Annotated in this window: 20 protein-coding genes; 5 read left to right on the top strand and 15 right to left on the bottom strand. The window is 70.4% G+C overall.

Translation table 11 applies throughout. The features are described from left to right. The 8 genes from AC0HS0_RS03145 to AC0HS0_RS03110 all read right to left on the bottom strand — a co-directional run. Positions 1-822, bottom strand: an 822-nt coding sequence (locus AC0HS0_RS03145; protein WP_472961593.1) for an aldo/keto reductase, incomplete at its 3' end; no start/stop codon positions are given. Positions 823-993: 171 nt separating this feature from the next. Further along, entirely contained in the window at positions 994-1,821 is an 828-nt protein-coding gene (locus AC0HS0_RS03140; protein ID WP_472961592.1) for an HpcH/HpaI aldolase/citrate lyase family protein, read from the bottom strand. Continuing rightward, on the bottom strand, positions 1,818-2,306 hold the full coding sequence (locus AC0HS0_RS03135; protein WP_472961590.1) for a MaoC family dehydratase: 489 nt from the start codon (positions 2,304-2,306) through the stop codon (positions 1,818-1,820). Before AC0HS0_RS03135 ends, AC0HS0_RS03140 begins: the two co-directional genes overlap by 4 nt. Further along, positions 2,303-2,953, bottom strand: coding sequence for a CoA transferase subunit B (locus AC0HS0_RS03130; protein ID WP_472961589.1), 651 nt, complete (start codon positions 2,951-2,953; stop codon positions 2,303-2,305). The genes AC0HS0_RS03135 and AC0HS0_RS03130 overlap by 4 nt, the downstream gene beginning before the upstream one ends. Further along, on the bottom strand, positions 2,950-3,738 hold the full coding sequence (locus tag AC0HS0_RS03125; protein WP_472961586.1) for a CoA transferase subunit A: 789 nt from the start codon (positions 3,736-3,738) through the stop codon (positions 2,950-2,952). Before AC0HS0_RS03125 ends, AC0HS0_RS03130 begins: the two co-directional genes overlap by 4 nt. 43 nt (positions 3,739-3,781) lie before the next feature. Then, complete coding sequence (locus AC0HS0_RS03120; RefSeq protein ID WP_472961585.1) at positions 3,782-4,984, bottom strand: acyl-CoA dehydrogenase family protein; 1,203 nt, start codon at positions 4,982-4,984, stop codon at positions 3,782-3,784. Beyond that, positions 4,981-7,176 carry an acetyl/propionyl/methylcrotonyl-CoA carboxylase subunit alpha gene (locus AC0HS0_RS03115; RefSeq protein ID WP_472961583.1) on the bottom strand — a complete coding sequence of 732 codons (2,196 nt, stop codon included), beginning with the start codon at positions 7,174-7,176 and terminating at the stop codon, positions 4,981-4,983. The genes AC0HS0_RS03120 and AC0HS0_RS03115 overlap by 4 nt, the downstream gene beginning before the upstream one ends. Before the next feature lie 5 nt (positions 7,177-7,181). After that, the gene (locus AC0HS0_RS03110) at positions 7,182-8,804 is read right to left on the bottom strand and encodes a carboxyl transferase domain-containing protein (protein ID WP_472961582.1); all 1,623 of its coding nucleotides are present in this window, start codon (positions 8,802-8,804) and stop codon (positions 7,182-7,184) included. 118 nt (positions 8,805-8,922) lie between these two features. Here AC0HS0_RS03110 and AC0HS0_RS03105 point away from each other — a divergent pair, with 118 nt between their 5' ends. Both AC0HS0_RS03105 and AC0HS0_RS03100 read left to right on the top strand, forming a co-directional pair. After that, the gene (locus AC0HS0_RS03105; RefSeq protein ID WP_472961581.1) at positions 8,923-9,546 is read left to right on the top strand and encodes an SACE_7040 family transcriptional regulator; all 624 of its coding nucleotides are present in this window, start codon (positions 8,923-8,925) and stop codon (positions 9,544-9,546) included. Positions 9,547-9,633: 87 nt separating this feature from the next. After that, positions 9,634-12,252: a penicillin acylase family protein gene (locus AC0HS0_RS03100; protein ID WP_472961580.1), complete on the top strand. Its 2,619-nt coding sequence runs from the start codon at positions 9,634-9,636 to the stop codon at positions 12,250-12,252. Positions 12,253-12,349: 97 nt separating this feature from the next. On the opposite strand, the gene AC0HS0_RS03095 is transcribed toward AC0HS0_RS03100, so the two are convergent. The 4 genes from AC0HS0_RS03095 to AC0HS0_RS03080 all read right to left on the bottom strand — a co-directional run bounded on the left by AC0HS0_RS03095 (position 12,350) and on the right by AC0HS0_RS03080 (position 15,773). Continuing rightward, on the bottom strand, positions 12,350-13,612 hold the full coding sequence (locus tag AC0HS0_RS03095; protein ID WP_472962107.1) for a citrate synthase: 1,263 nt from the start codon (positions 13,610-13,612) through the stop codon (positions 12,350-12,352). 246 nt (positions 13,613-13,858) lie between these two features. Then, the gene (gene dapC / locus AC0HS0_RS03090; protein ID WP_472961578.1) at positions 13,859-15,016 is read right to left on the bottom strand and encodes a succinyldiaminopimelate transaminase; all 1,158 of its coding nucleotides are present in this window, start codon (positions 15,014-15,016) and stop codon (positions 13,859-13,861) included. Position 15,017: 1 nt separating this feature from the next. Further along, complete coding sequence (gene fdxA / locus AC0HS0_RS03085; protein WP_011186402.1) at positions 15,018-15,338, bottom strand: ferredoxin; 321 nt, start codon at positions 15,336-15,338, stop codon at positions 15,018-15,020. A gap of 45 nt (positions 15,339-15,383) precedes the next feature. Further along, entirely contained in the window at positions 15,384-15,773 is a 390-nt protein-coding gene (locus AC0HS0_RS03080) for a hypothetical protein (RefSeq protein WP_472961576.1), read from the bottom strand. A 98-nt stretch (positions 15,774-15,871) separates the two neighbouring features. Here AC0HS0_RS03080 and efeU point away from each other — a divergent pair, with 98 nt between their 5' ends. The 3 genes from efeU to efeB are packed head-to-tail and all read left to right on the top strand — an operon-like array spanning position 15,872 to position 19,309. Next, positions 15,872-16,741, top strand: coding sequence for an iron uptake transporter permease EfeU (efeU, locus tag AC0HS0_RS03075; protein WP_472961575.1), 870 nt, complete (start codon positions 15,872-15,874; stop codon positions 16,739-16,741). A 50-nt stretch (positions 16,742-16,791) separates the two neighbouring features. Beyond that, a complete protein-coding gene (gene efeO, locus AC0HS0_RS03070) occupies positions 16,792-17,973 on the top strand; it encodes an iron uptake system protein EfeO (protein ID WP_472961573.1) in 1,182 nt (393 codons plus the stop codon). Between the two features lie 7 nt (positions 17,974-17,980). Then, positions 17,981-19,309: an iron uptake transporter deferrochelatase/peroxidase subunit gene (gene efeB / locus AC0HS0_RS03065; protein ID WP_472961572.1), complete on the top strand. Its 1,329-nt coding sequence runs from the start codon at positions 17,981-17,983 to the stop codon at positions 19,307-19,309. Between the two features lie 7 nt (positions 19,310-19,316). On the opposite strand, the gene AC0HS0_RS03060 is transcribed toward efeB, so the two are convergent. The 3 genes from AC0HS0_RS03060 to AC0HS0_RS03050 all read right to left on the bottom strand — a co-directional run bounded on the left by AC0HS0_RS03060 (position 19,317) and on the right by AC0HS0_RS03050 (position 23,755). After that, positions 19,317-19,787 (bottom strand): hypothetical protein, encoded by a 471-nt coding sequence (locus AC0HS0_RS03060; protein WP_472961570.1) that lies wholly within the window; start codon positions 19,785-19,787, stop codon positions 19,317-19,319. A gap of 55 nt (positions 19,788-19,842) precedes the next feature. Next, the gene (gene typA, locus AC0HS0_RS03055; RefSeq protein WP_472961569.1) at positions 19,843-21,759 is read right to left on the bottom strand and encodes a translational GTPase TypA; all 1,917 of its coding nucleotides are present in this window, start codon (positions 21,757-21,759) and stop codon (positions 19,843-19,845) included. Between the two features lie 139 nt (positions 21,760-21,898). Further along, the gene (locus AC0HS0_RS03050) at positions 21,899-23,755 is read right to left on the bottom strand and encodes an ABC transporter ATP-binding protein (RefSeq protein WP_472961567.1); all 1,857 of its coding nucleotides are present in this window, start codon (positions 23,753-23,755) and stop codon (positions 21,899-21,901) included. Between the last annotated feature and the right edge of the window lie 28 nt (positions 23,756-23,783).

The following is a 23,783-nucleotide window of genomic DNA, read 5'->3' as shown; positions in this document are numbered from 1 at the left end:
AAGCGCGCTCTCGAACTCGGCCCGGTGCATCAGGTTGTACTGGGTCTGGATCGCCACGAACTTGGGCAGCCCGGCCGAGGCCATGATGCGCGCCTCGATGAGCCGGTCGGCGCTGAAGTTGGAGGCCGCCAGATAGCGGACCTTGCCCGACTCGATGAGCCACTCGGCGGTCGCCAGGCTGTCCTCCATCGGGACCCCGGGGTCGTCGTCGTGGAAGTAGAGCAGGTCGATACGGTCGGTCTGCAGGCGCTCGAGTGATGCCTCGACGGCGCGCACGACGCTGACGGAGCCGAGACCGGGGTTCTCGTGGTGGCGACCCACCTTGGTCGCCACGACGAGATCGTCGCGGTTGCCGCGCTCGCGCATCCACTTGCCGATCAGGACCTCGCTGCGACCGCCGACATAGCTGTCTGCGGTGTCGATGAAGTTGCCGCCGAGCGCGGCGAAGCGGTCGAGGATCGCGAGGGAGGTGTCGCCGTCGGCCGTCCAGCCGAACACGCTGGCGCCGAGCGACAGCGGGTAGACCGCCAGGTCACTCTCGCCGATGCGACGCGGTGCGATGATCGACAGCGGAGCGGTGCGCTCGAGGCGGGTGTCGATGTCGAGTGGGCCGCCCGTGTCGGTCGAGGGCTCGACGAACGACGCCGTGTCGCGCGGAGCGGCGGTCACCGGGGCGACGGTCGCCGGAGCAACGGTCGCCGGGGAGGCGGTCACCGACGGAGTGGGCGCCGCCGCTGCCGGGTCGTCGCCCGTGGAGCGGGCAGCCGACGGGGCGCGGAGACCGACGGTCTCGAGGAGGCGCAGGGGAAGAAGCTGCGGCATCTCTTCCCCCTTCCAGTCGTTCGAGCGGTGTATCACACGGGAACTCGACGCGTGGCCTCGAATCGATTCGAGCGTGCTCTGCTCTGGAACGTTAAGGGCAGAGTACGGCATGCCTCCGACACCGCACGACCAAACCGGTGAACGGCGCCATAATCGTTCATCACAGTTTCATCACGGTGTGTCGGAGGACCGCCGGAGGAGCGCGCGGGCGTGCGCGACGACCGGTCCGTCCACCATCCGGCCCCGATGCCGGAACACTCCCCCGCCCGCCGCTTCGGCCGCCGCCAGCAGCTCCACCGCCTCCCGCACCTGTTCCTCGCTCGGCAGATATGTGCGCCGCACGGTCTCCACCTGCGACGGGTGGATGCACGCTGTGGCGGCGAAACCGACGGCCACGGCGTCCTCCGCCTCGGCGGCGAGACCGGCCAGATCGGCGATGTCGAGGTGCACGGTGTCGATCGCCGAGCGTCCGGCGGCGCCGGCCGCGAGCAGCACCTCCGAGCGCGCGTGCAGCGCGACATCGCGATAGCGTCCGTCGACGTGCCGGCTGGAGGAGCCGCCGAGCGACGCGACCAGGTCCTCCGCTCCCCACATCAGTGCGACGACCCCGTCGGCGGCGGCGAGCTCGCCCGCCGCGCGCACGCCGGCGGCGGTCTCGCAGAGCGCGATCACGTCCAGCCCGTCGAACGCGGCGAGGTCGGAGAGCCGTTCGGCCTTCGGCAGCATCACCGCGCTGTAGGGCGTGAGCGCCAGCGCGGCGAGGTCGGCCGACTGGTCGGCCGTCCCCGACGGATTGACCCGGACGATCACCCGGGCCGGATCGAGGTCGGAGGCGGCGATCGCCTCCCGTGCGACTCCGCGGCGGGTGGGGTCGACGGCGTCCTCGAGGTCGAGGATCACGGCATCGGAGCGCTCCAGCGCCTTGACGTACCGGTCGGGTCGATCGGCGGGACAGAACAGCAGCGCCGGACCCCACGGGAACACGGCCGGCGCCGTCATACGTCGGCCGTCCCGAGGTGGGCGTCCTTGCACCACACCATCACCTGACGGGTCGCGGTCGCGACGACCACGCCGTCCTGGTTGCGCCCGGTGTGCTCGAGCGTGACGATGCCTTGGCCCGGCCGGGAGGCCGACAGCCGCTTGGCGGTCACCGCGGTCTCCGAGTAGAGCGTGTCGCCGTGATACAGCGGATGCGGGAACGCGACCTCCGAGAACCCGAGATTCGCGACGATCGTGCCCTGCGTCAGCTGCGCGACGGAGGCGCCCACGATGGTCGCCAGCGTCCACATCGAGTTCATCAGCCGCTCGCCGAACGGCTGCCGCGCCGACCACGCCGCGTCGAGGTGCAGGGCCTGCGTGTTCATCGTGAGCGTGGTGAAGAGGACGTTGTCGGCCTCGGTCACCGTGCGGCCAGGCCGGTGGAGGTACCGCGTCTCCAACTCGAACTCCTCGTAGTAGAGTCCGCGCTGCTCGATCTCCTTCACTGCACCGCCTCCTGCAGTTCCACGGTCAGCGGCGCACCCGTCGCCGCCACGACCTCCTCGACCGTGACCCCCGGCGCGGTCTCGCGCAGGACGAGCCCGTCCGGGGTCACGTCGATGACGGCGAGGTCGGTGATGATCCGGTCGACGCAGCCCGTGCCGGTGAGCGGCAGCGTGCACTCGGCCAGGATCTTGGGGCGGCCCTCCCGGTCGACGTGCTCCATCATCACGATGAGCCGTTTGGCGCCGAAGACGAGGTCCATCGCGCCGCCCATCCCCTTGACGATCTTCCCGGGGATCATCCAGTTGGCGAGGTCGCCGGAGGCCGAGACCTCCATCGCGCCGAGGACCGCGACGTCCACGTGGCCGCCGCGGACCATCCCGAACGACAGCGACGAGTCGAAGTAGGCGGCGCCGCGTTTCACGGTCACGGTCTCCTTGCCCGCGTTGATCAGATCGGGATCGACGTCGGCGTCGGTCGGGTAGGGGCCGACGCCCAGCACGCCGTTCTCGGAGTGCAGGATGACCTCGACGTCCTCCGGGATGTAGTTCGGGATCAGCGTCGGCATCCCGATGCCGAGGTTGACGTACTGACCGTTCTGCAGCTCGCGCGCGACGCGCGCCGCGAGCTCGGTGCGTGTGAGACTCATCGGTCGCTCCCTACGCTGTCGGAGGCCGCCGTCGCCGGCTCGGACACCGTGCGCCGCTCGATCCGCTTCTCGACGTCGGGCGCGTGCACGACGCGCTGCACGAAGATCCCAGGCAGGTGCACCTCGCCCGGCGCGAGCTCGCCGGGCTCGACCAGCTCCTCCACCTCGGCGATCGTGATACCGCCCGCCATCGCGGCGAGCGGGTTGAAGTTCATGGCGGCGGCGTGGAACACCAGGTTGCCGTGCCGGTCGCCCTTGGCGGCGTGCACCAGGGCGAAGTCGGGGCGCAGCGAGCGCTCCAGCACGTAGGAGGCGTCGTCGAACTCGCGCACCTCCTTCGGCTCGCTCGCGACGGCGACGGAACCGTCGGCGTCGTACCTGCGCGGGAGGCCGCCCAGCGCGATCTGCGTGCCGACCCCGGCCGGCGTGTAGAACGCCGGGATGCCCGCCCCGCCCGCGCGGAGCTTCTCGGCGAGCGTGCCCTGCGGGGTGAGCTCGACCTCCAGCTCGCCGGAGAGGAACTGCCGGGCGAACTCCTTGTTCTCTCCCACGTACGAACTGATCATCTTGCGGATCCTTCGCTCGGCGAGCAGCAGGCCGAGGCCCCAGTCGTCGACTCCGCAGTTATTGCTGACCACCTCGAGGTCGGTCGTGCCGGCCTCCAGCAGCGCCTGGATGAGCGCGCTCGGGATGCCGCACAGCCCGAAGCCGCCCACCGCGAGACTGCTGCCGCTCGGGATGTCGGCCACCGCCTCCGCCGCGCTCGCCACCGTCTTGTCGATCACGCCGTGTCTCCCCTCACCGTCGAATATGCGAAAGCTATCGCGATCAGGCCTCGAAGCCGAGGGACCGGGAGATGATCATGAGCTGCACCTCGCTCGTGCCCTCGCCGATCTCGAGGATCTTCGAGTCGCGGTAGTGCCGGGCGACCGGGCTCTCGTTGAGGAAGCCGTAGCCGCCGAAGATCTGGGTCGCGTCGCGCGCGTTGTCCATGGCGGCCTCGCTGCCGATCAGCTTGGCGATGGAGGCCTCCATCTTGAACGGCGCTCCGGCCATCAGCTTGAACGCCGCGTCGTAGTAGGCCAGCCGGGCAGCGTGCACCCGCGCCTGCATGCGCGAGATCTTGAACGCGATGTGCTGGTTGGAGCCGATCGGACGGCCGAAGACGTTGCGGCTCTTCGCGTACCGGATCGCCTCCTCGAGGCAGCCCTGGGCGGCGCCGGTGCAGAGCGCGGCGAACGCCACCCGGCCCTCGTCCAGCGTCGTGAGGAAGTTAGCGTAGCCGCGGCCCCGCTCGCCCAGGAGGTTGGCCTCCGGGACCCGCACGTCGGTCAGCGTGAGCGGGTGGGTGTCGGAGGTGTGCCAGCCGACCTTGTCGTAGACGGGCTCGGCGACGAAGCCGGGCGTACCGCTGGGCACGATGATCGCCGAGAGCTCCTTCTTGATCGTGCCGTCGGCCCGGCGGTCCTCGCCGGTCACCGCCGTGATCGTCACGAGCCTGGTGATCTCCGAGCCGGAGTTGGTGATGAACTGCTTGGTGCCGTTGATGACCCACTCGCCGTCGCGAAGCACCGCCGTGGTCTTCGTGCCGGAGGCGTCGGAGCCGGCGTCGGCCTCCGTCAGGCCGAACCCGGCGAGCGCCTCGCCGCGGGCCAGCATCGGCAGCCACTGCTGCTTCTGCTCCTCATCGCCGCTGCGGTAGATCGGCATCGCGCCGAGCCCGACGCCGGCCTCCAGTGTCACACCGATCGACTGGTCGACGCGGCCGAGCTGCTCCACCGCGAGGCAGAGCGAGAGGTAGTCCTTGCCCTGGCCGCCGTACTCGACGGGGAACGGCAGACCGAACAGGCCCATGCGGCCCATCTCGGCGATGATGCCGTACGGGAGGCTGCGCTTGGTGTCGTACTCGTACGCGGCAGGCGCGACGACGGTGTCGGCGAAGTCGCGCACCTCGTCGCGGAGGCGGCGCTGCTCGTCGGTGAGCTCGAAGCCGGCGACGTCGAGCTCGGGACGGGACATCTGCATGGTCATGGGAGGTTCCTGTCTGTTGTGGTGACGATCCCTGCCGCGGCGGGTTCGCCGCGGGACGAGGTGGCCGATTCTGTCGGCTCGGTGGTGTCCGCCGGGTTCGGCGGGACGTCGTGTCCGGGCGCCGCGTCGGCGGGCTCGGCGGATCCGGGGGCTTCCGCGGCCGGGACGGCGTCCACGACGGCGACGAGCTGGTCGAGCTTGACGAGGTCGCCCGGCGCGACCGACACCGTCACGGTGCCGGCGATCGGGGCGACGAGCCGGTGCTCCATCTTCATGGCCTCCACGACGGCCACGGTGTCACCGGGCGCGACCACGGCGCCGGAGACGACCGGGACCGCGACGACGGTGCCGGGCATCGGCGAGCGGACCTCCGGATGCGCGGCGGCCTCGCCGCGTTCCCGAGCGGCGAGCGCGGCGGCCACCCGCTCCGCCGAGGTGCGCAGGCGCAGGGAGCGGGAGCGGCCTGCCGTCGCCAGCCAGATCGTCGCGCCGTCGTGGGCGGCATCGAAGCGGATGACGACGCCGTCGAGATCCAGGGCGACGCGCTCCGGCTCACCGGCCGCACCGGGCCGCACCGAGATCCGGGCGACGTGCTCGGACCGCTCTCCGTCGGCGCCGTGCACGGTGACCCGGTCGCCGAGCACCTCCACGATCGCGCGGTCCACATCGTGGCGCACCGCCCGCGGCTCCCCGAGCCGCCAGCCGCTCGGCGCGCCCCACAGGGCGCCGACCCCGGACGGCGCCTCGGCCTCCCGGTCGCGGTGGGCCAGCAGCGCGGCAGTCACGAGTTCGGCGGTGGAGGCCGGCGCCGGCTCCAGCGCGGAGAACCGCCGGTCGATGAGGGTGGTGTCCATCGACCCGTCCCGCACGTCTGCGTCGGCTAGGAGGTCGCGCAGCCAGGCGATGTTGTTCACGACGCCGAGCACGGCGGTGTCGGCGAGCGCCCGGTCGAGCCGGGCCAGGGCGCCGGCGCGGTCGGGCGCCCATGCGATCACCTTGGCGAGCATGGGGTCGTAGTCGGTGACCACGCGCGTGCCGGCGGCGAGCCCGCTGTCGACGCGGATGCCCTCGCCCACCGGCTCATGCAGCGCGAGCACGGTACCGTCGCCGGGCAGGAACTCCCGCTCGGGGTTCTCGGCGTAGACCCGGGCCTCGACCGCGTGCCCGGTGAGGCGCACGTCCTCCTGCACGAAGCCGAGCGGTTCGCCCGCCGCGACGCGCAGCTGCCACTCGACGAGGTCGACCCCGGTCACCAGCTCGGTGACGGGGTGCTCGACCTGAAGCCGGGTGTTCATCTCCATGAAGAAGAACTCGCCGGGGCGTTCCGCCGAGACCAGGAACTCGACGGTCCCGGCGCCGACGTAGCCGACGCCTGCGGCGACCCGGCAGGCGGCCTCGCCGATCCGGGCCCGGGTCTCGGCGTCGAGCAGCGGCGAGGGAGCCTCCTCCACCACCTTCTGGTGGCGGCGCTGCAGCGAGCACTCGCGCTCCCCCAGGTGCACGACGGCGCCGTGGCGGTCGGCGATCACCTGCACCTCGATGTGCCGGGGCGAGGAGACGAGACGCTCGAGGAAGAGCGTGTCGTCGCCGAACGCCGACGCGGCGACGCGGCGCGCGGCGCGCAGGGCCTCCGGAAGCTCGGCGGCCTCGCGGACCGCCTGCATGCCCTTGCCCCCGCCGCCCGCGGACGGCTTCACCAGCACGGGATAACCCACGCGCTCGGCGGCGGCGATCAGTTCGTCGTCGGTGAGGCCGGGCTCGGCGACGCCGGGGATGGTCGGCACGCCGGACCGCGCGACCTCGTTCTTGGCCGAGATCTTGTCGCCCATGACCTCCAGGGCGTGCACGCCGGGGCCGACGAACACGATCCCCGCCGCTTCGCACGCCTCGGCGAGCGCCGCGTTCTCGGACAGGAACCCGTAGCCCGGATGCACCGCCGCGGCTCCCGCGCGCCGGGCGGCGTCGACGATGGCGTCGACCGACAGGTAGCTGTCGCGGGCGGGCGCCGGACCGATCCTGACCGCCGAGTCGGCGAGACGCACGTGCGGGGCGTCGCGGTCGGCGTCGCTGAAGACCGCGATCGAGCGGATGCCGAGGCGGTTCAGGGTGCGGATGACGCGGCAGGCGATCTCGCCGCGGTTGGCGACCAGGACAGCCGGGAACGGAACGCTGCTGCGGGTGGTGTCGGTCATCGCCATCACATCCGGAAGAGGCCGAAGGCCGTGTCGGGGAGCGGTGCCCGCGAGCACACGTCCAGTGCGAGGCCGAGCACCGTGCGGGTCTCGGCCGGGTCGATGACGCCGTCATCCCACAGCCGGGCCGTGGAGTAATACGGGTTGCCCTGGTCTTCGTACTGCGCGGCGATCGGCGCCTTGAAGGCGGCTTCGTCCTCCGCGCTCCACTCCTCGCCCCGGCCCTCGAGCTGGTCGCGCTTGACCGTCGCGAGCACGCTCGCGGCCTGCGCGCCGCCCATCACCGAGATCCGGGAGGCCGGCCACATCCAGAGGAAGCGCGGCGAGTAGGCGCGACCGCACATCGAGTAGTTCCCCGCGCCGAACGAGCCGCCGATCACGACCGTGAGCTTCGGCACCCGGGTGGTGGCGACGGCGGTGACCATCTTCGCGCCGTTCTTGGCGATGCCGCCCGCCTCGTAGTCGCGGCCCACCATGAATCCGGAGATGTTCTGCAGGAACACCAGGGGGATGCCGCGCTGGTCGCACAGCTCGATGAAGTGCGCGCCCTTCAGGGCGGACTCGCTGAACAGCACTCCGTTGTTGGCGACGATGCCGACGGGATGCCCGTGGATGTGCGCGAAACCGGTGACCAGCGTTGTGCCGTATTCGGGCTTGAACTCGCTGAACTCTCCGCCGTCCACCAAGCGCTCGATCACCTCGTGCACGTCGTACGGCGCCTGCACGTCGACGGGCACGACGTCGTACAGCTCGTCGGCGTCGCCCAGCGGCGCACGCGTCGGGAGCACCTCCCAGGCCGGAGCCGCCGGCTGAGGCAGCGTGGCGACGATCTCGCGAACGATGGCGAGCGCGTGCTCGTCGTCCTCGGCCAGGTGGTCCACCACTCCGGAGGTCCGCGCGTGCAGATCTCCCCCGCCGAGCTCCTCCGCGGTGACGACCTCCCCGATCGCCGCTTTCACCAGCGGCGGCCCGCCGAGGAAGATCGTGCCCTGGTTGCGGACGATCACCGTCTCGTCGCTCATTGCGGGGACGTACGCGCCTCCAGCGGTGCACGAGCCCAGCACAGCCGCGATCTGAGGGATCTTCGCGGCCGACAGCCGGGACTGGTTGTAGAAGATGCGGCCGAAGTGGTCGCGGTCCGGGAACACCTCGTCCTGCATCGGCAGGAAGGCGCCTCCGGAGTCGACGAGGTAGATGCACGGGAGCCGGTTCTCGAGCGCGATCTCCTGCGCGCGCAGGTGCTTCTTCACGGTCATCGGGTAGTAGGTGCCGCCCTTCACCGTGGCGTCGTTGCACACGATCATCACGTGACGGCCCTCGACCAGGCCGATCCCGGCGATCACGCCGGCGGCGGGGCTCTCGTCGTCGTACATCCCGGTCGCGGCGAGCGGGGCGATCTCGAGGAACGGGCTGCCCTCGTCGAGCAGGGTGTCGATGCGGTCGCGCGGCAGCAGCTTGCCGCGGGCGACGTGGCGCTCCCGTGCGCGCTCCGGGCCGCCGGCCGCGGCCACGCGCAGGCGCTCGTGGAGGTCGGCCACCAGGGCGCGCTGGCCGGCGTCGTCTCGTCCGGAGCCCGGGGCGGCGGCCTCCGCCGCTGGGGCCGCGCTCGATACCGTGCTCAGCGTCATGGTGCTCCCGCGTCTTCGTCGACATGAGTTAGTGGTCACTAACTCGAATTTAGGTTAGTGTTCATTAACCCGAATGTCCAGCCCCGCCCGCGGGGGCAACCGTGCGAAAGCGAGCGACATGACCGAGACCGTTCCGGCAGACCCGCTCGCCCGACCCACCCAGCGCAGCCAGGCCAAGGCCGATCGACGCGCCGCACTGCTGGCCGCCGCGGCCGGGATGTTCGCGGAACGCGGCTTCAACGGCGTCTCGATCGAAGACCTGGGCTCGGCGGCCGGCGTCAGCGGCCCCGCCGTCTACCGGCACTTCGCCTCCAAGCAGGCCGTGCTCGCGGCCCTCCTCGTCGGCGTCAGCGAGAACCTCCTCGACGGCGGCGCCGCGGTCGAGCTTCAGTCCCCCGACGCGGCGGGCGCCCTCCGTGGTCTGATCGCTTTCCACGTCGACTTCGCGCTCACCGAGGCCGACACGATCCGCGTGCAGGACCGCGACCTCGACGCCCTCGCCGCCGAGGACCGCCGCGCCGTGCGCACCCTGCAGCGCCGCTACATCGAACTCTGGATGCGCGTGCTCGGCGACCTCCACCCGTCCCTCGAAGCCGACGAGCTGAGGGTCAGGGTGCAGGCCACCTTCGGGCTCATCAACTCCACGCCGCACTCCGCGCGCATCGGAGCGTCGCACACCACCGACGCCTCCGTGCGCCCGGTGCTGGAGCGGATGGCCTGGGCCGCGCTCACGTCGCGCTGACACGAGACCGGCAACGCCCTCTCGGCTGCGTCATCCGCTTGGGTTAGAGTCCGAGGAAGCGCGACGGACTCGACGTGAGGAGCTTTGGTGGGCGACGACACTCCCCGGCTGAGGCTGCATCATCGCGTGCTGCGGACGCTGGGCGTCACCCTCGCCGTGGTGCTCGTGCTCGCCGTGCTTGCGGGAGGCCTCGGCGTCTGGACGGTCATGCGCTCGTTCCCCCAGACCTCCGGCACGCTGAAGGTGCCGGGACTCACCGCCACCGTCACGGTCGTGCGCGACTTCGCCGGCGTTCCGCAGATCACCGCGCACACGGCCGACGACCTCTTCCGCGCCCAGGGCTACGTGCACGCGCAGGACCGGTTCTGGGAGATGGACTTCCGTCGTCACGTCACCGCGGGGCGGCTGTCCGAGCTGTTCGGCGCGAGCCAGGTGCCCACCGACACCTTCATCCGCACACTCGGCTGGCGGCAGGTCGCCGAGCAGGAGGTCAAGCTGCTCGACCCGACCTCGCTGCGGTACTACCAGGACTACGCCGACGGCGTGAACGCGTACCTCGCCGCCCACTCGGGAGCCGAGCTCTCGCTCGAATACGCCGTCCTCGGCATCCAGAACCCCGGATACCACCCTGAGAAGTGGACGCCGGCCGACTCGGTCGCGTGGCTGAAGGCGATGGCCTGGGACCTCCGCTCCAACCTCGAGGACGAGATCGACCGGGCGCTGCTGGCCACGAAGCTGAAGCCCGAGCAGGTCGCCGAACTGCATCCCGGGTACGCGTACGACCAGCACCCGACCATCACGGCGCTCGGCGGAGGCTCGCCCGACACGGTGACGCCGGTCGCCGCGCCGGCCGGGTCTTCCTCCGCGGCGTCGGCGGCCGCCGACGACGACGCGGAGGCCACCCTGGCCGCCGCGGTGCCGGCCGACGCCTACCGCGACCGCCTGCAACAGGTGGCGTCGAGCCTGGACGCGCTCCCCCGGCTGATGGGGCCCGCGGGCGACGACATCGGCTCCAACTCCTGGGTCGTCTCGGGCGCGCACACGGCGACGGGCAAGCCGCTCCTCGCCAACGATCCGCACCTCGGGGCGGTGATGCCGTCGGTCTGGTACCAGGTCGGCCTGCACTGCGCGACGGTCGGCCCGAAGTGCCCGTTCGACGTCGCCGGCTTCAGCTTCTCCGGCCTCCCCGGCATCATCATCGGCCACAACTCCCGGATCGCCTGGGGATTCACGAACCTCGGCCCCGACGTGGCCGACCTCTACGTCGAGAAGGTCACCGGCGATACCTACGAGTACGACGGCAAACAGGTGCCGCTGACCATCCGGCACGAGACGATCACGGTGGCGGGAGGCCCGAACGTGCGCGTCACCGTGCGCTCGACGCGCCACGGGCCCATCGTCACCGACCTCAGCGACGGCTATGGCGCGATAGCCAAAGACCAGGCGGGCAAGTTCGGCGTGCCCGCGCAGCAGTTCCAGCTGTCGCTGGAGTGGACGGCGCTCACACCGGGGCCGACCGCGAACGCCATCTTCGCTTTCGACACCGCGCACGACTGGGCGAGCTTCCGCGCGGCCGCGGCCTCGTTCCAGGTGCCGTCGCAGAATCTGCTCTACGCCGACGTGGACGGCAACATCGGCTACCAGGCGCCCGGGCTGATCCCGGTGCGGGCGAGCGGCGACGGCACCGTGCCGGTGCCGGGCTGGACCAGCCAGTACGGCTGGGTCGGCACCATCCCCTACGACGAGCTGCCGAACGTGCTCAACCCTCCCAGCGGTTACATCGTGACCGCGAACAACGCCGCGGTCGGACCCGACTTCCCCGCGATGATCACGAAGGATTGGGATCACGGCTTCCGGGCCAACCAGATCGAGGTGCGGCTGAGGAAGCTGCTCGACGCGGGCACGAAGCTGAACTCGAAGGACATGTCGGTCATCCAGGCGGACACCTACGACGCGAACGCGGCGGCGCTGGTCCCGATCCTGCGTGCGGTCGGCGCGAACGCGGATCCGACCTCCGGGGCCGCGCGCGGGGCGGCGCTGCTGCGGGGCTGGGACTACCACGACGACGCCGACAGCGCGGCGGCCGCCTACTTCGCGGTGTTCTGGAAGAACCTCCTCGCCGACGCGTTCGCACGCAAACTGCCGGCCACCGCCCCGCCCACGGGAGGCGATCGCTGGTTCGCGGTCGTCGACGCTCTGGCGAAGCAGCCCGATTCGGCGTGGTGGGCCGACAGCAAGCTCGGCACGTCCGACCGCGACGAGATGTTCGCCTACGCCGCCGACCAGGCCTGGAAGGAAGCGCAGAGCCGCCTCGGCGGGGATGCGAAGAACTGGAGGTGGGACAGCCTCCACACCCTGGAGCTGACCAACGCGTCGTTCGGGTCGTCGGGCGTCGCGCCGATCGAGTGGCTGTTCAACCGCGGGCCGTACCCGGTCGGCGGAGGGGCGAGCATCGTGGACGCCACCGGCTGGGACGCCTCCGTCGGCTACCAGGTCGACCGGGCGCCATCGATGCGGATGGTCGTCGATCTCGCCGACTTCGACCACAGCACCTGGATCAACCTGACGGGAGCCTCCGGGCACGCCTTCGATCCGCACTACGCCGATCAGGCGCCGCTGTGGGCGACGGGGAAGACGCGGCCCTGGCCGTTCTCACCGAAAGCGGTGAGAGCCGCCGCCGATCAGACCCTGACCCTGACCCCCTGACACGTCTCCCTGAGACGCCGAGGGGCACGTTGTTGTCGCTTTCGGCGCGCGAAAGCGACAACGACGTGCCCCTCGGGTAGAAGTCGGCGGGCAGGAGTCAGCGGCCGGCGGGCCAGCTGCGCTCGGCGTCGCCGACGTACAGCTGCTGCGGGCGACCGATCTTGGTGCTCGGGTCCTGCGTCATCTCGCGCCAGTGGGCGATCCAGCCCGGGAGGCGGCCGATCGCGAACAGCACGGTGAACATGCGCGTCGGGAAGCCCATCGCCTTGTAGATCACGCCGGTGTAGAAGTCCACGTTCGGGTAGAGGCGGCGGTCGACGAAGTACTGGTCGGCGAGCGCGACCTCCTCGAGCTCCTTGGCGATGTCGAGCAGCGGGTCGTGCACGCCGAGCGCGGCGAGCACCTCGTCGGCCGACTGCTTGACCAGCTTGGCGCGCGGGTCGAAGTTCTTGTAGACGCGATGCCCGAAGCCCATCAGCTTGACGCCGGACTCCTTGTTCTTGACGCGCTCGACGAATTTCTGAACGCTCTCGCCCGAGTCGCGGATGCCCGCGAGCATCTGCAGCACGGCCTCGTTCGCGCCGCCGTGCAGCGGCCCGTACAGCGCGTTGATGCCGGCGGAGACCGAGGCGAAGAGGTTCGCCTGGGTGGAGCCGACGAGCCGCACTGTCGAGGTGGAGGCGTTCTGCTCGTGGTCCTCGTGCAGGATGAGCAGGCGCTCGAGCGCACGCGAGAGCACCGGGTTCACCTCGTACGGCTCTGCCATCGTGCCGAAGTTGAGGCGCAGGAAGTTGTCCACGAAGCTCAGCGAATTGTCCGGGTAGAGGAACGCCTGGCCGATGCTCTTCTTGTGCGCGTACGCCGCGATCACGGGGAGCTTGGCGAGGAGGCGGACCGTCGAGAGCTCGACCTGCTCCGGGTCGTGCACGCTGAGCGAGTCCTGGTAGAAGGTCGACAGGGCCGAGACGGCGCTCGAGAGCACCGACATCGGGTGCGCGTCGTGCGGCAGGGCGTCGAAGAAGCGGCGCAGGTCTTCGTGCAGGAGGGTGTGACGGCGGATGCGCTCGTCGAAGTCGGCGAGCTCGGCGGGCGTGGGCAGCTCTCCGTGGATGAGCAGCCACGCCACCTCGAGGAAGGTCGAGTGCTCTGCGACCTGCTCGATCGGGTAGCCGCGGTAGCGCAGGATGCCCGCGTCACCATCGATGTACGTGATGGCCGAGCGGGTCGCGGCGGTGTTGACGAAGCCGTAGTCGAGACTGGTCAGCCCGGTCTGCTTGGTCAGGCTTGACAGGTCGATGCTCGACGCGCCCTGCGTGCTCGGCAGGATCGGGAACTCGGCGACTCCACCCGGGTAGCGCAGTTCCGCGACCGCGGCCTCGTCGGCGGGGCCGCGCTGCTCCGCCCGAGGCTGGTCGGTTCCGGCCTGATCGGTGCCGGCCTGCTCGGTGCCGGCCTGCTCGGTGCCGAGTCCGCTCACAACGCCTCCTGGTGGGGTTTCGGGATGCTTCGCGCGCCGTTCGTGTCAGCGCCGCTGAGAAGCCGTGCTGGTACAGCCTAGCCAACCCGCGCGACAACTGTCGCATCGCGCAAAGGAGGTGGCCGATGGTTAGAGGGTCTCTCCAAAAGCCTGCAAGCGGGAGGCCGCCGTCGCGATCCGCTCGTCCGTCGCCGTCAGCGAGAGCCGCACGTGCTGCGGGTAGTGGTCGCCGTAGAAGACGCCGGGGCCGGCGATGATGCCGAGATCGGCGAGTCGGCCGATGCTCTCCCAGGCGTCGCGCCCCTCGGTCGCCCACAGGTAGAGGCCGGCCTCGCTGCGGTCGATCCGGAAGCCCGCGGCCTCCAGCGCGGGCTTGAGCAGGTCACGGCGCCGGCGGTAGCGCTCGCGCTGCTGCGCGACGTGCGCGTCGTCGCCGAGGGCGACCACCATCGCGGCCTGAAGCGGAGAGGGCAGCATGAGCCCTGCGTGCTTGCGCACGGTGGTGAGGCGGGCGATCAGGCGCGGGTCGCCCGCGACGAACGCGGCGCGGTAGCCGGCGAGGTTGGACTGCTTGCTCAGCGAATAGACGGCGAGCACACCGGTGCGGTCGTCGCCGACGACGCGGGGGTCGAGCACGCTCGGGATGGGCTCTTCGTCCCACGGGCGGTCCCAGCCGAGCTCCGCGTAGCACTCGTCGCTCGCGACGACGGCGCCGAGCTCGCGGGCGCGGGCGACCGCGGCGGCCAGCTCGTCGACCGACAGCACCCGCCCGTCGGGGTTGCCCGGGCTGTTCAGCCAGACCAGTCGCGTGTTCGCGGGCCAGTCGGCCGGGTCGTCGCTCGCGACGGCCTCCGCCCCGGCGAGGGCGGCGCCGATCGCGTACGTGGGGTATGCCGCCCGCGGATGCACGACGGCGTCGCCGTCCCCCAGGCCGAGGAAGAACGGCAGGAAGGCGACGAGCTCCTTGGAGCCGATCGTGGGCAGCACGTTCTCGGCTTCGAGCCCCGGCACGCCGCGGCGGCGCTCGAACCAGGCGGTGATGGCCTCCCGAAGCGCCGGCGTGCCGACGGTCTGCGGGTAGGCGTGCGCGTCGGTCGCGTCGGCCAGTGCCCGGCGGATCAGCTCGGGCGTCGGGTCGACCGGCGACCCGATGGACAGGTCGACGACACCGGAGGCTGCCTCGAACGGTCCGCCGGCCGGATCGCCGCCCGGCACGGCCTCCCTGGCGCGCGCCGCGTAGGGCGCCATCAGGTCCCAGGGGTAGTCGGGAAGCTCGCCGAGCGCCACGTCAGTGCGCCTGCGGGGGCAGCGCTGCGATGATCGGGTGGTCCTTGGCGATCACGCCGACCTTGGCGGCGCCACCGGGCGAGCCGATGTCGTCGAAGAACTCCACGTTGGCCTTGTAGTAGTCGGCCCACTCTTCGGGGAGGTCGTCTTCGTAGTAGATCGCCTCCACCGGGCAGACCGGCTCGCAGGCTCCGCAGTCGACGCATTCGTCGGGGTGGATGTACAGCGAGCGTTCGCCCTCGTAGATGCAGTCGACGGGGCATTCGTCGATGCAGGCGCGGTCTTTCACATCGACACACGGGAGGGCGATGACGTAGGTCACTGTGCTTCGGATTCCCTTCGCGAAACGGGAGGCTGTCCCTCTAGCTTAGGACGTCCGCGCCTCGGTGGCGCCCGGGCGGCGACGGCCGCGCAGGTCGGGCCACGCGACGACGACGGCCGCGATGAGGATGGGGGCGACGAGCCAGATCTGGCCGACCAGGTTGTTCGGGATCAGGACGGAGCCTCCCGGGCTCTGCTGCGTGAACAGCAGGATCGCGGCGATCGCGCCCAATGCCGCGCAGAGCGCCGGCCAGCGTGAGTCGCCGAGCAGGCGCAGTCCGACGAGCAGGGCCGTGTAGCAGACGAGCGAGCCGATCAGGCCGAGCGGGATCGACACTCCCCAGGTCACGGTGATCTGGTGCGCGACGGTGCCGATCCCGCCGACGATCGCGCCGGCGGCCACCAGGAGCACGGCGTTGACGATCCGGCTGAGCATCTTCGAATCCTAGCTGGACACATTCGGCGGAGGTGATCTAGAGTCGTCGGGTAAGGTTAGCCTTACCAACCTCCCCCACCTCCGTTCGAAGGTCCACTGTGCTCGCGAACTACCTGATCGGCCTCCGCGAAGGCCTCGAAATGGCGCTCATCGTCACCATCCTCGTCGCTTACGTGGTGAAGGTCGGCCGACGGGACGTCCTCTCGAAACTCTGGATCGGCGTGGGCATCGCCCTGGTCGTCCCGCTCGGGATCGGGGCACTGCTGACCTGGGGTCCCTACGGACTCAGCTTCGAGGCGCAGGAGATCGTCGGGGGCACGCTGTCGCTCGTGGCCGTGGGCTTCGTCACCTGGATGATCTTCTGGATGGGCAGGACCGCGCGCAGCATGAAGTCCACGCTGCAGGGCAGGCTCGACTCCGTGCTCGTCGGCGCCGGGTGGGGCGTCGTCATCCTTGCGATGCTCAGCGTCGGACGCGAGGGCATCGAGACGGCGCTGTTCGTCTGGGCGACCGTCGCCAGCATCGGCGGCGGCTGGGAGCCCGTCATCGGCGCGATCCTCGGTCTCATCACCGCAGCGGTGCTCGGCTTCCTGCTCTACCGCGGGATGGTCCGCATCAACCTCGGCGCGTTCTTCACCTGGACTGGCGCGTTCCTCGTCATCGTCGCGGGCGGGGTGCTCGCGTACGGCATCGGCGACCTGCAGGAGGCCGGCGTGATCCCCGGCGCCGGCATCCACGCTTACGACATCAGCGCCGTGATCCCGGCGTCGAGCTGGTATGGCACCGCGCTCGCCGGCATCCTCAACTTCAACCCGTCGCCCACCTGGTTCCAGGTGATCGCGTGGGTCGGCTACACCGTGGTGGTCGGGTTCTTCTATCTGCGTCAGCACCGTTCCGCCGGCCGCGCCGCGGCGACTCCGGCGAAACCCGTGGCCGCGCCCGTTCCGCACGCACCGGTCGCCTCCTGACCCGTCCCGCACTCCTCCGACGTCACCAGAGCAGAAAGCACAGCATCCCCATGCCCCGACTCCGTCATCTCGGCACGACCGCCGGTCTCCTCGCCGGCGCCGCCGCTCTGGCGCTCGCCCTCACCGGCTGCGTGCCCAACAAGGCCTCCGCCGACGCCGAGGCCATCCAGGTCACGCTCACCGACAGCTCCTGCACGGTGAAGACCGCGACCGCGCCGGCCGGCCCGATCACGTTCCAGGTGACCAACAGCGGCTCCGACGTCAACGAGTTCGAGGTGCTCGCGCAGGACAAGCTCCGCATCGCGGGCGAGAAGGAGAACATCGGTCCGGGCACCACCGTGAACTACGTGGTGCAGCTCGCCGAGGGCAGCTACTTCACGGCCTGCAAGAAGGGCATGGTCGGCAATCCCACCTCCCTCGCGAAGTTCGCGGTGACCAAGGGATCCGCCGACACCACGACCGCGAGCGAGAGCAAGCAGGTCGCCCAGGCGGTGACCAACTACGTCAGCTACGTCAAGGACCAGACCGGGCAGCTGCTCGCTGCGACGAAGACCTTCGCCGCCGCCTACGAGGCCGGCGATGACGCGGCGGCCCGCACCCAGTACCCGGCAGCGCGCTCGTTCTACGAGCGCATCGAGCCGACCGCGGAGCAGTTCGGCGACATCGATCCCGCGCTCGACCTGCGCGAGGCCGACCTCGAGCAGGGTCAGACCTGGACCGGCTGGCACCGCATCGAGAAGGACCTGTGGGCTCCCGCCGGCTTCACACCGTCCGACGCCGCAGGCCGCAAGCTCCTCGGCGACCAGCTCGTGGCCGACACGCAGAAGCTCTACGACCTCGTCTACGCGAAGGACTTCACGCTCACCCTCGATCAGATCTCCAACGGCGCCAGCGGCCTGATGGAGGAGGTCTCGCGCAGCAAGATCACCGGCGAGGAGGAGACGTTCTCGCACACCGACCTCTGGGACTTCAAGGCGAACGTCGAAGGCGCGGAGGTCGCCTACGGGAACGTCCGGGCGATCCTGCTCCAGAAGGGCAGCACGGGTACGGCCACCGCGAAGAAGCTCGACAGCGAGTTCGCGACGATCGACAAACTGCTCGCGCAGTACGCGTCCGGGAACGGCTACGTCAGCTACACCGAGCTCACGACCGCGCAGGTGAAGGAGCTCTCCGACTCCGTCAACGCCCTGAGCGAGCCGCTCAGCCAGCTCACCTCGATCCTGGTCAAGTAGGAGACGGGTGACCGAGCAGAACACCGACGCCGACCGCCCGGAGCCCGCCGCTCTCCCCGAGGGCGCCGCGAGCACCGGGCGGTCCGGCGTGTCCCGTCGCGGGATGCTCGGGCTGGCCGGCGCGGCTGTCGGCGCCGGCATCGTCGGGTTCGGCGCCGGAGCGGCCGTGGGCCACGCGGTCGGCGGCTCCCCTGCCGACGCGACCTACCCGTTCTACGGCGCCAACCAGGCCGGGATCGTCACGCCGGCGCAGGACCGCCTGCACTTCGCGGCCTTCGACGTCGCCCCGGGCCTCGACCGCGACGGCCTCATCGAGCTGCTGCGCGACTGGACGGTGGCGGCCGCGCGGATGACGCAGGGCAAGCCCGCTGGAAAGTACGGACCGGCGTCCGGTCCCTCCGACGCCCCGCCTGACGACACCGGGGAGGCGCTCGACCTCCCACCGGGCGGTCTCACGTTGACGATCGGCTTCGGCCCGACGCTGTTCCGCGCCGCCGACGGAACCGACCGGTTCGGGATCGCGGGCAAGCGGCCCGCCGCCTTGGTGGACCTCCCGCATTTCCCCGGCGATGCACTGATCGACTCGCTCACCGGCGGCGACCTCTGCGTGCAGGCCTGCAGCGAGGACCCGCAGGTCGCCGTGCACGCCATCCGCAACCTGTCGCGCATCGCGTTCGGGCGCGCGGCCATCCGCTGGTCGCAGCTGGGGTTCGGGCGCACGTCCTCGACTTCCCGCAGCCAGGCGACGCCGCGCAACCTCTTCGGGTTCAAGGACGGCACCGCCAACATCAAGGCCGAGGACTCCACCGTCGTCGACGACCAGGTCTGGGCGGCGGCCAGCGACGGGGCCTCCTGGATGCACGGTGGCTCCTACCTCGTCGCCCGCAAGATCCGCATGGTCATCGAGACCTGGGACCGTCAGCAGCTCGGCGAGCAGGAACGCATCGTCGGCCGCGACAAGGGCGAGGGCGCACCCTTGTCGGGCGGCACGGAGTTCACGGAGCCGAACTTCCTCGCGCTGTCGCCCGCCGGGGGCACCAAGATCGACCCCGACTCGCACGTGCGCCTCGCGCACCCCTCGATGAACGACGGCGCGCAACTGCTGCGCCGAGGGTACAACTTCGTCGACGGCAACGACGACCTGGGCCGTTTGAACGCCGGGCTCTTCTTCATCGCCTTCCAGCGGGACCCGCGCAAGCAGTTCATCCCGATCCAGACCCGGCTGGCGAAGAACGACGCGATGAACGAGTACCTCAAGCACGTCGGGTCGGCGATCTTCGCCGTCCCGCCGGGAGCGCGTGAAGGGTCGTACGTCGGAGAGGGACTGTTCGCCTAGCCGGGTGCTACGGCGTGGCCGTCGGCGTCGGCGTATCGACGGCCGCTCGCGACACCGAGTAGTTGGCGACCCAGCCGTTGCTGCCCGCGTCGGTGACCACGACGAGGACGCCGTACTGGTCGCTCGCGAACGTTCCCGTGCCGCCACCGTCAGGCCCTTGCGCGCCGAACTGGCCGCTGAACCCGCCGCCGGTGAGCTGCTTCTCGATGTCCTTGTACGCGTCGGCGCCCGAGACCTTGACGGTCACGTTCCAGACCTTGCCGTGGCCGCTGCCGACGCTCGCCCCGAACACGACGCTGCCCTTGTAGATCGGAACCGACGACGGGAAGTCGGAGGGGACCTTGTCTCCGCCGATGTCGACGTTGCCGCCGGTGACGTTCTTCACGACCGTCTGGAAGCTGCAGCCCGCGAGCGCCGGCGCGACCCCCAGCACGAGGAGGGCCGCGACCGGGACCGCGAGCAGACGCGCACGTTTCATGGTTCGATTATGCGCTGGAGGACGCCGGAGCGCCGTGCGCTCAGGCGCCGTGCGCTCAGGCGTCCTGACGCTTCAGGCGTGCCGCAGCGCGACCGCGCGCGGTGGCGTCGAGCTCCACCTTGCGGATGCGCACGGCCTCCGGGGTGACCTCCACGCACTCGTCCTCGCGGGCGAACTCCAGGCACTCCTCGAGCGTGAGCTGACGCGACGGCGTCATCGACTCGAAGTTGTCGGCGGTCGACTGACGCATGTTGGTCAGCTTCTTCTCCTTGGTGATGTTCACGTCCATGTCGTCGGCGCGCGAGTTCTCACCGATGACCATGCCCTCGTAGACCTCTTCGGTCGGGTTCACGAAGAACGACATGCGCTCCTGCAGGGCGATGATCGCGAACGGCGTGACGACACCCGCGCGGTCGGCCACGATGGAGCCGTTGCTGCGGGTGACGATCTGTCCGGCCCAGTCGTCGTAGCCGTGCGAGATCGCGTTGGCGATGCCGGTTCCGCGCGTCGTGGTGAGGAACTCGGTGCGGAAGCCGATGAGACCGCGCGACGGGACGATGAACTCCATGCGGACCCAGCCGGTGCCGTGGTTCGCCATGTTCTCCATGCGGCCCTTGCGAGCCGCGAGCAGCTGCGTGATGGCGCCGAGGTACTCCTCGGGAGCATCGATCGTGAGGTGCTCGAAGGGCTCCTGCGTGCGGCCGTCGACCTTGCGCGTGACCACCTGCGGCTTGCCGACGGTCAGCTCGTAGCCCTCGCGGCGCATCTGCTCGACCAGGATGGCGAGCGCGAGCTCGCCACGGCCCTGCACCTCCCACGCGTCGGGGCGGCCGATGTCGAGCACGCGCAGCGAGACGTTACCGATCAGCTCGCGGTCGAGGCGGTCCTTGACCATGCGCGCGGTGAGCTTGTGGCCCTTGACCTTGCCGACGAGCGGCGAGGTGTTGGTGCCGATCGTCATCGAGATCGCGGGGTCGTCGACGTGGATGGCCGGGAGTGCACGCACGTCCTCGGGGTCGGCCAGCGTGTCGCCGATCATGATGTCGGAGAAGCCGGCCACCGCGACGATGTCGCCCGGGCCGCCGGACTCGGCCGGGTAGCGGTCGAGTGCCTTCGTCATCAGCAGCTCGGTGACGCGAACGTTGTGGACGTCGCCGTCGTGACGCACCCAGGCGACCGTCTGGCCCTTCTTGAGCGTGCCGTTGAAGATGCGGAGCAGTGCCAGGCGGCCGAGGAACGGCGACGCGTCGAGGTTGGTGACGTGCGCCTGCAGCGGGGCGGACGGGTCGTACGTCGGAGCCGGGATGTGCTCGAGGATGGCCTCGAACAGGGGCTCGAGGTCGTCGTTGTCGGGCAGTTCGCCGTTGGCTGGCCGGTTGCGGCTCGCGGCGCCGGCGCGGCCGGAGGCGTAGACGACCGGCACGTCGAGGACGGCGTCGAGGTCGAGGTCGGGCACGTCGTCGGCCAGGTCGCTCGCGAGGCCGAGCAGGAGGTCCTGGCTCTCCTCGACGACCTCGCCGATGCGGGCGTCACCGCGGTCGGTCTTGTTGACGGCGAGGATGACCGGGAGCTTGGCCTCCAGTGCCTTGCGCAGCACGAACCGGGTCTGCGGCAGCGGGCCCTCGGACGCGTCGACCAGGAGCACGACGCCGTCGACCATCGACAGGCCGCGCTCGACCTCGCCGCCGAAGTCGGCGTGGCCCGGGGTGTCGATCACGTTGATCGTGATGGGGCCGTTCGGGGCGTGCTTGCCCTTGTACGAGATCGCCGTGTTCTTGGCGAGGATCGTGATGCCCTTCTCGCGCTCCAGCTCGTTGGAGTCCATGGCGCGCTCTTCGACGTGCTCGTGGTCGCCGAACGAGTTGGTCTGCCGCAGCATGGCGTCGACCAGCGTGGTCTTGCCGTGGTCGACGTGGGCGACGATCGCGACGTTGCGCAGATCGTCGCGGTGGGCGACGGCGTTCTCGGACATGCGTGAAGGCTCGACTCTCGTCAGAAAGAAATGGGGAACGGTCCATTCTATCGCAGCGAGAGCGTGCAACCGTCGCCATGCGAAACGCCCCCTGTTCCGCAGATGTCCACGGAACAGAGGGCGTTCGTCGTCCTCGGCTCTAGAGCCCCTGGGCCACGGGCGGCTCCGGCTGCTGGGGCAGGCCCTCGTTGACCGGCACGACCTCGTCCGAGCCCGCGGCCAGCAGCTCCAGGCGCAGGGCGCGGCGGGCGCGCTGCTGCTCCGGGTCGGGCAGCGGCACTGCCGCGAGGAGGCGCTGCGTGTACGCCTCCTTCGGGTAGCGCAGGATCTCGTCGCGCGTCCCGACCTCGACCAGGTTGCCGTGATGCATCACCGCGATGCGGTCGGCCAGCACGTCGATGACGGCGAGGTCGTGCGTGATGAAGAGGCACGCGAAGTTCATCTCTTTCTGGAGCTGCTGCATCAGCTCCAGAACGCGGGCCTGCACCGAGACGTCGAGCGCGCTGGTCGGCTCGTCGGCGATCAGCACCTGCGGCTTCAGCGACAGCGCTCGGGCGATGCCGACGCGCTGCTTCTGGCCGCCCGAGAGCTCGTGCGGGAACCGGCTGCGGTAGGCGCGCGGCAGCTCGACGCTGTCGAGGAGTCGGTCGACCTCCTTCGCCAGGCCTGCGCCCTTGAGGCCCTTGGCCAGGCGCAGCGGCTCGCCGATGGAGTCGGCGATCTGGAGGCGCGGGTTCAGCGACGACGACGGGTCCTGGAACACGATGCCGACGTTGCGGTGCAGCTTGCGGATCTCGTCGCGGTTCGCGTTGCTGATGTCTTGATCGGCGACGACGAGCTTGCCCGAGTGGATGGGCAGCAGGCCGATGGCGGCACGGCCGAGCGTGGTCTTGCCGGAGCCCGACTCGCCCACCAGACCGACGACCTCGCCCTCGTGGATGGTCAGGTCGATGTCGGTCGCGGCACGGAAGGCCGGCACGCGGCCGTGCTTCGGGTACTCGATGGCGACCTTCTCGAAGTCGACCACGACCTTGCGCTTGTCCATCTCCGCCTTCTCGTGCTCGGCGGCGGCGATGCGCTCGTTGACGCGGATGCGCTCGGCGAACTCGGCGTCCGGGTTCTCCGTGCCGGCGGCGAGGGCGGCGGTCGTGTCGATCTCCTCGTTCTCGCGCTGGCCGAGGTGCGGGACGGCATCGAGCAGGGCGATCGTGTACGGGTGCTGCGGAGCGTCGAAGACCTCCTTGACGGTGCCTGCCTCGACGATGTCGCCCTTGCGCATCACCACGATGTTGTCGGCCAGGTCGGCGACGACGCCCATGTCGTGGGTGATGAGGAGGATCGCGCTGTCGAGGCGGTCTCGGAGGCTGCGGATCAGCTCGAGGATCTCGGCCTGCACCGTCACGTCGAGCGCCGTGGTGGGCTCGTCGGCGATGAGCAGCTTCGGGTCGCACGAGATCGACTGCGCGATCATGGCACGCTGGCGCTGGCCGCCCGAGAGCTGGTGCGGGTACGAGTTGAACGCCTTCACCGGATCGGGGAGCTCGACCATGTCGAGCAGCTCGAGCGCACGCTCCTTCGCCTCGTGCGGCGACATCCCGAAGTGGATGCGCAGCGTCTCGACGATCTGGAAACCGACCGTGTAGACGGGGTTGAGCGCGGTCATCGGCTCCTGGAAGATCACCGCGACCTGGCGTCCGCGCACACGGCGCATCTGCGGCGGGGTGAGCCCGGTGAGCTCGCGGCCCTCGAGCTTGATCGAGCCCTGCACGCGCGAGTTCTGCGGCAGGAGGTCGAGGATCGCCATCGAGCTCGCGCTCTTGCCGGAGCCGGACTCGCCGACGATGGCGAGCACCTCACCCGCCTTGATCGAGTAGTTCAGCTTCTTCGCCGCGGGCACCCAGACGTTGTCGACGCCGAAATCGACGGACAGGTCGGTGACCTCCAGCACGGGGGCGCCGACGACGACCCCGGCCCCACCGGTGGTGTTCTCGGTCATGATTCGTGGTTCCTTTCGGGGGCGCGCT

The sequence above is a fragment of the Leifsonia sp. PARNA 1/14 genome (assembly GCF_055720965.1).
Note: the sequence above shows the minus strand (reverse complement) of the source record. Positions and strands in the feature narration are given on the sequence as shown.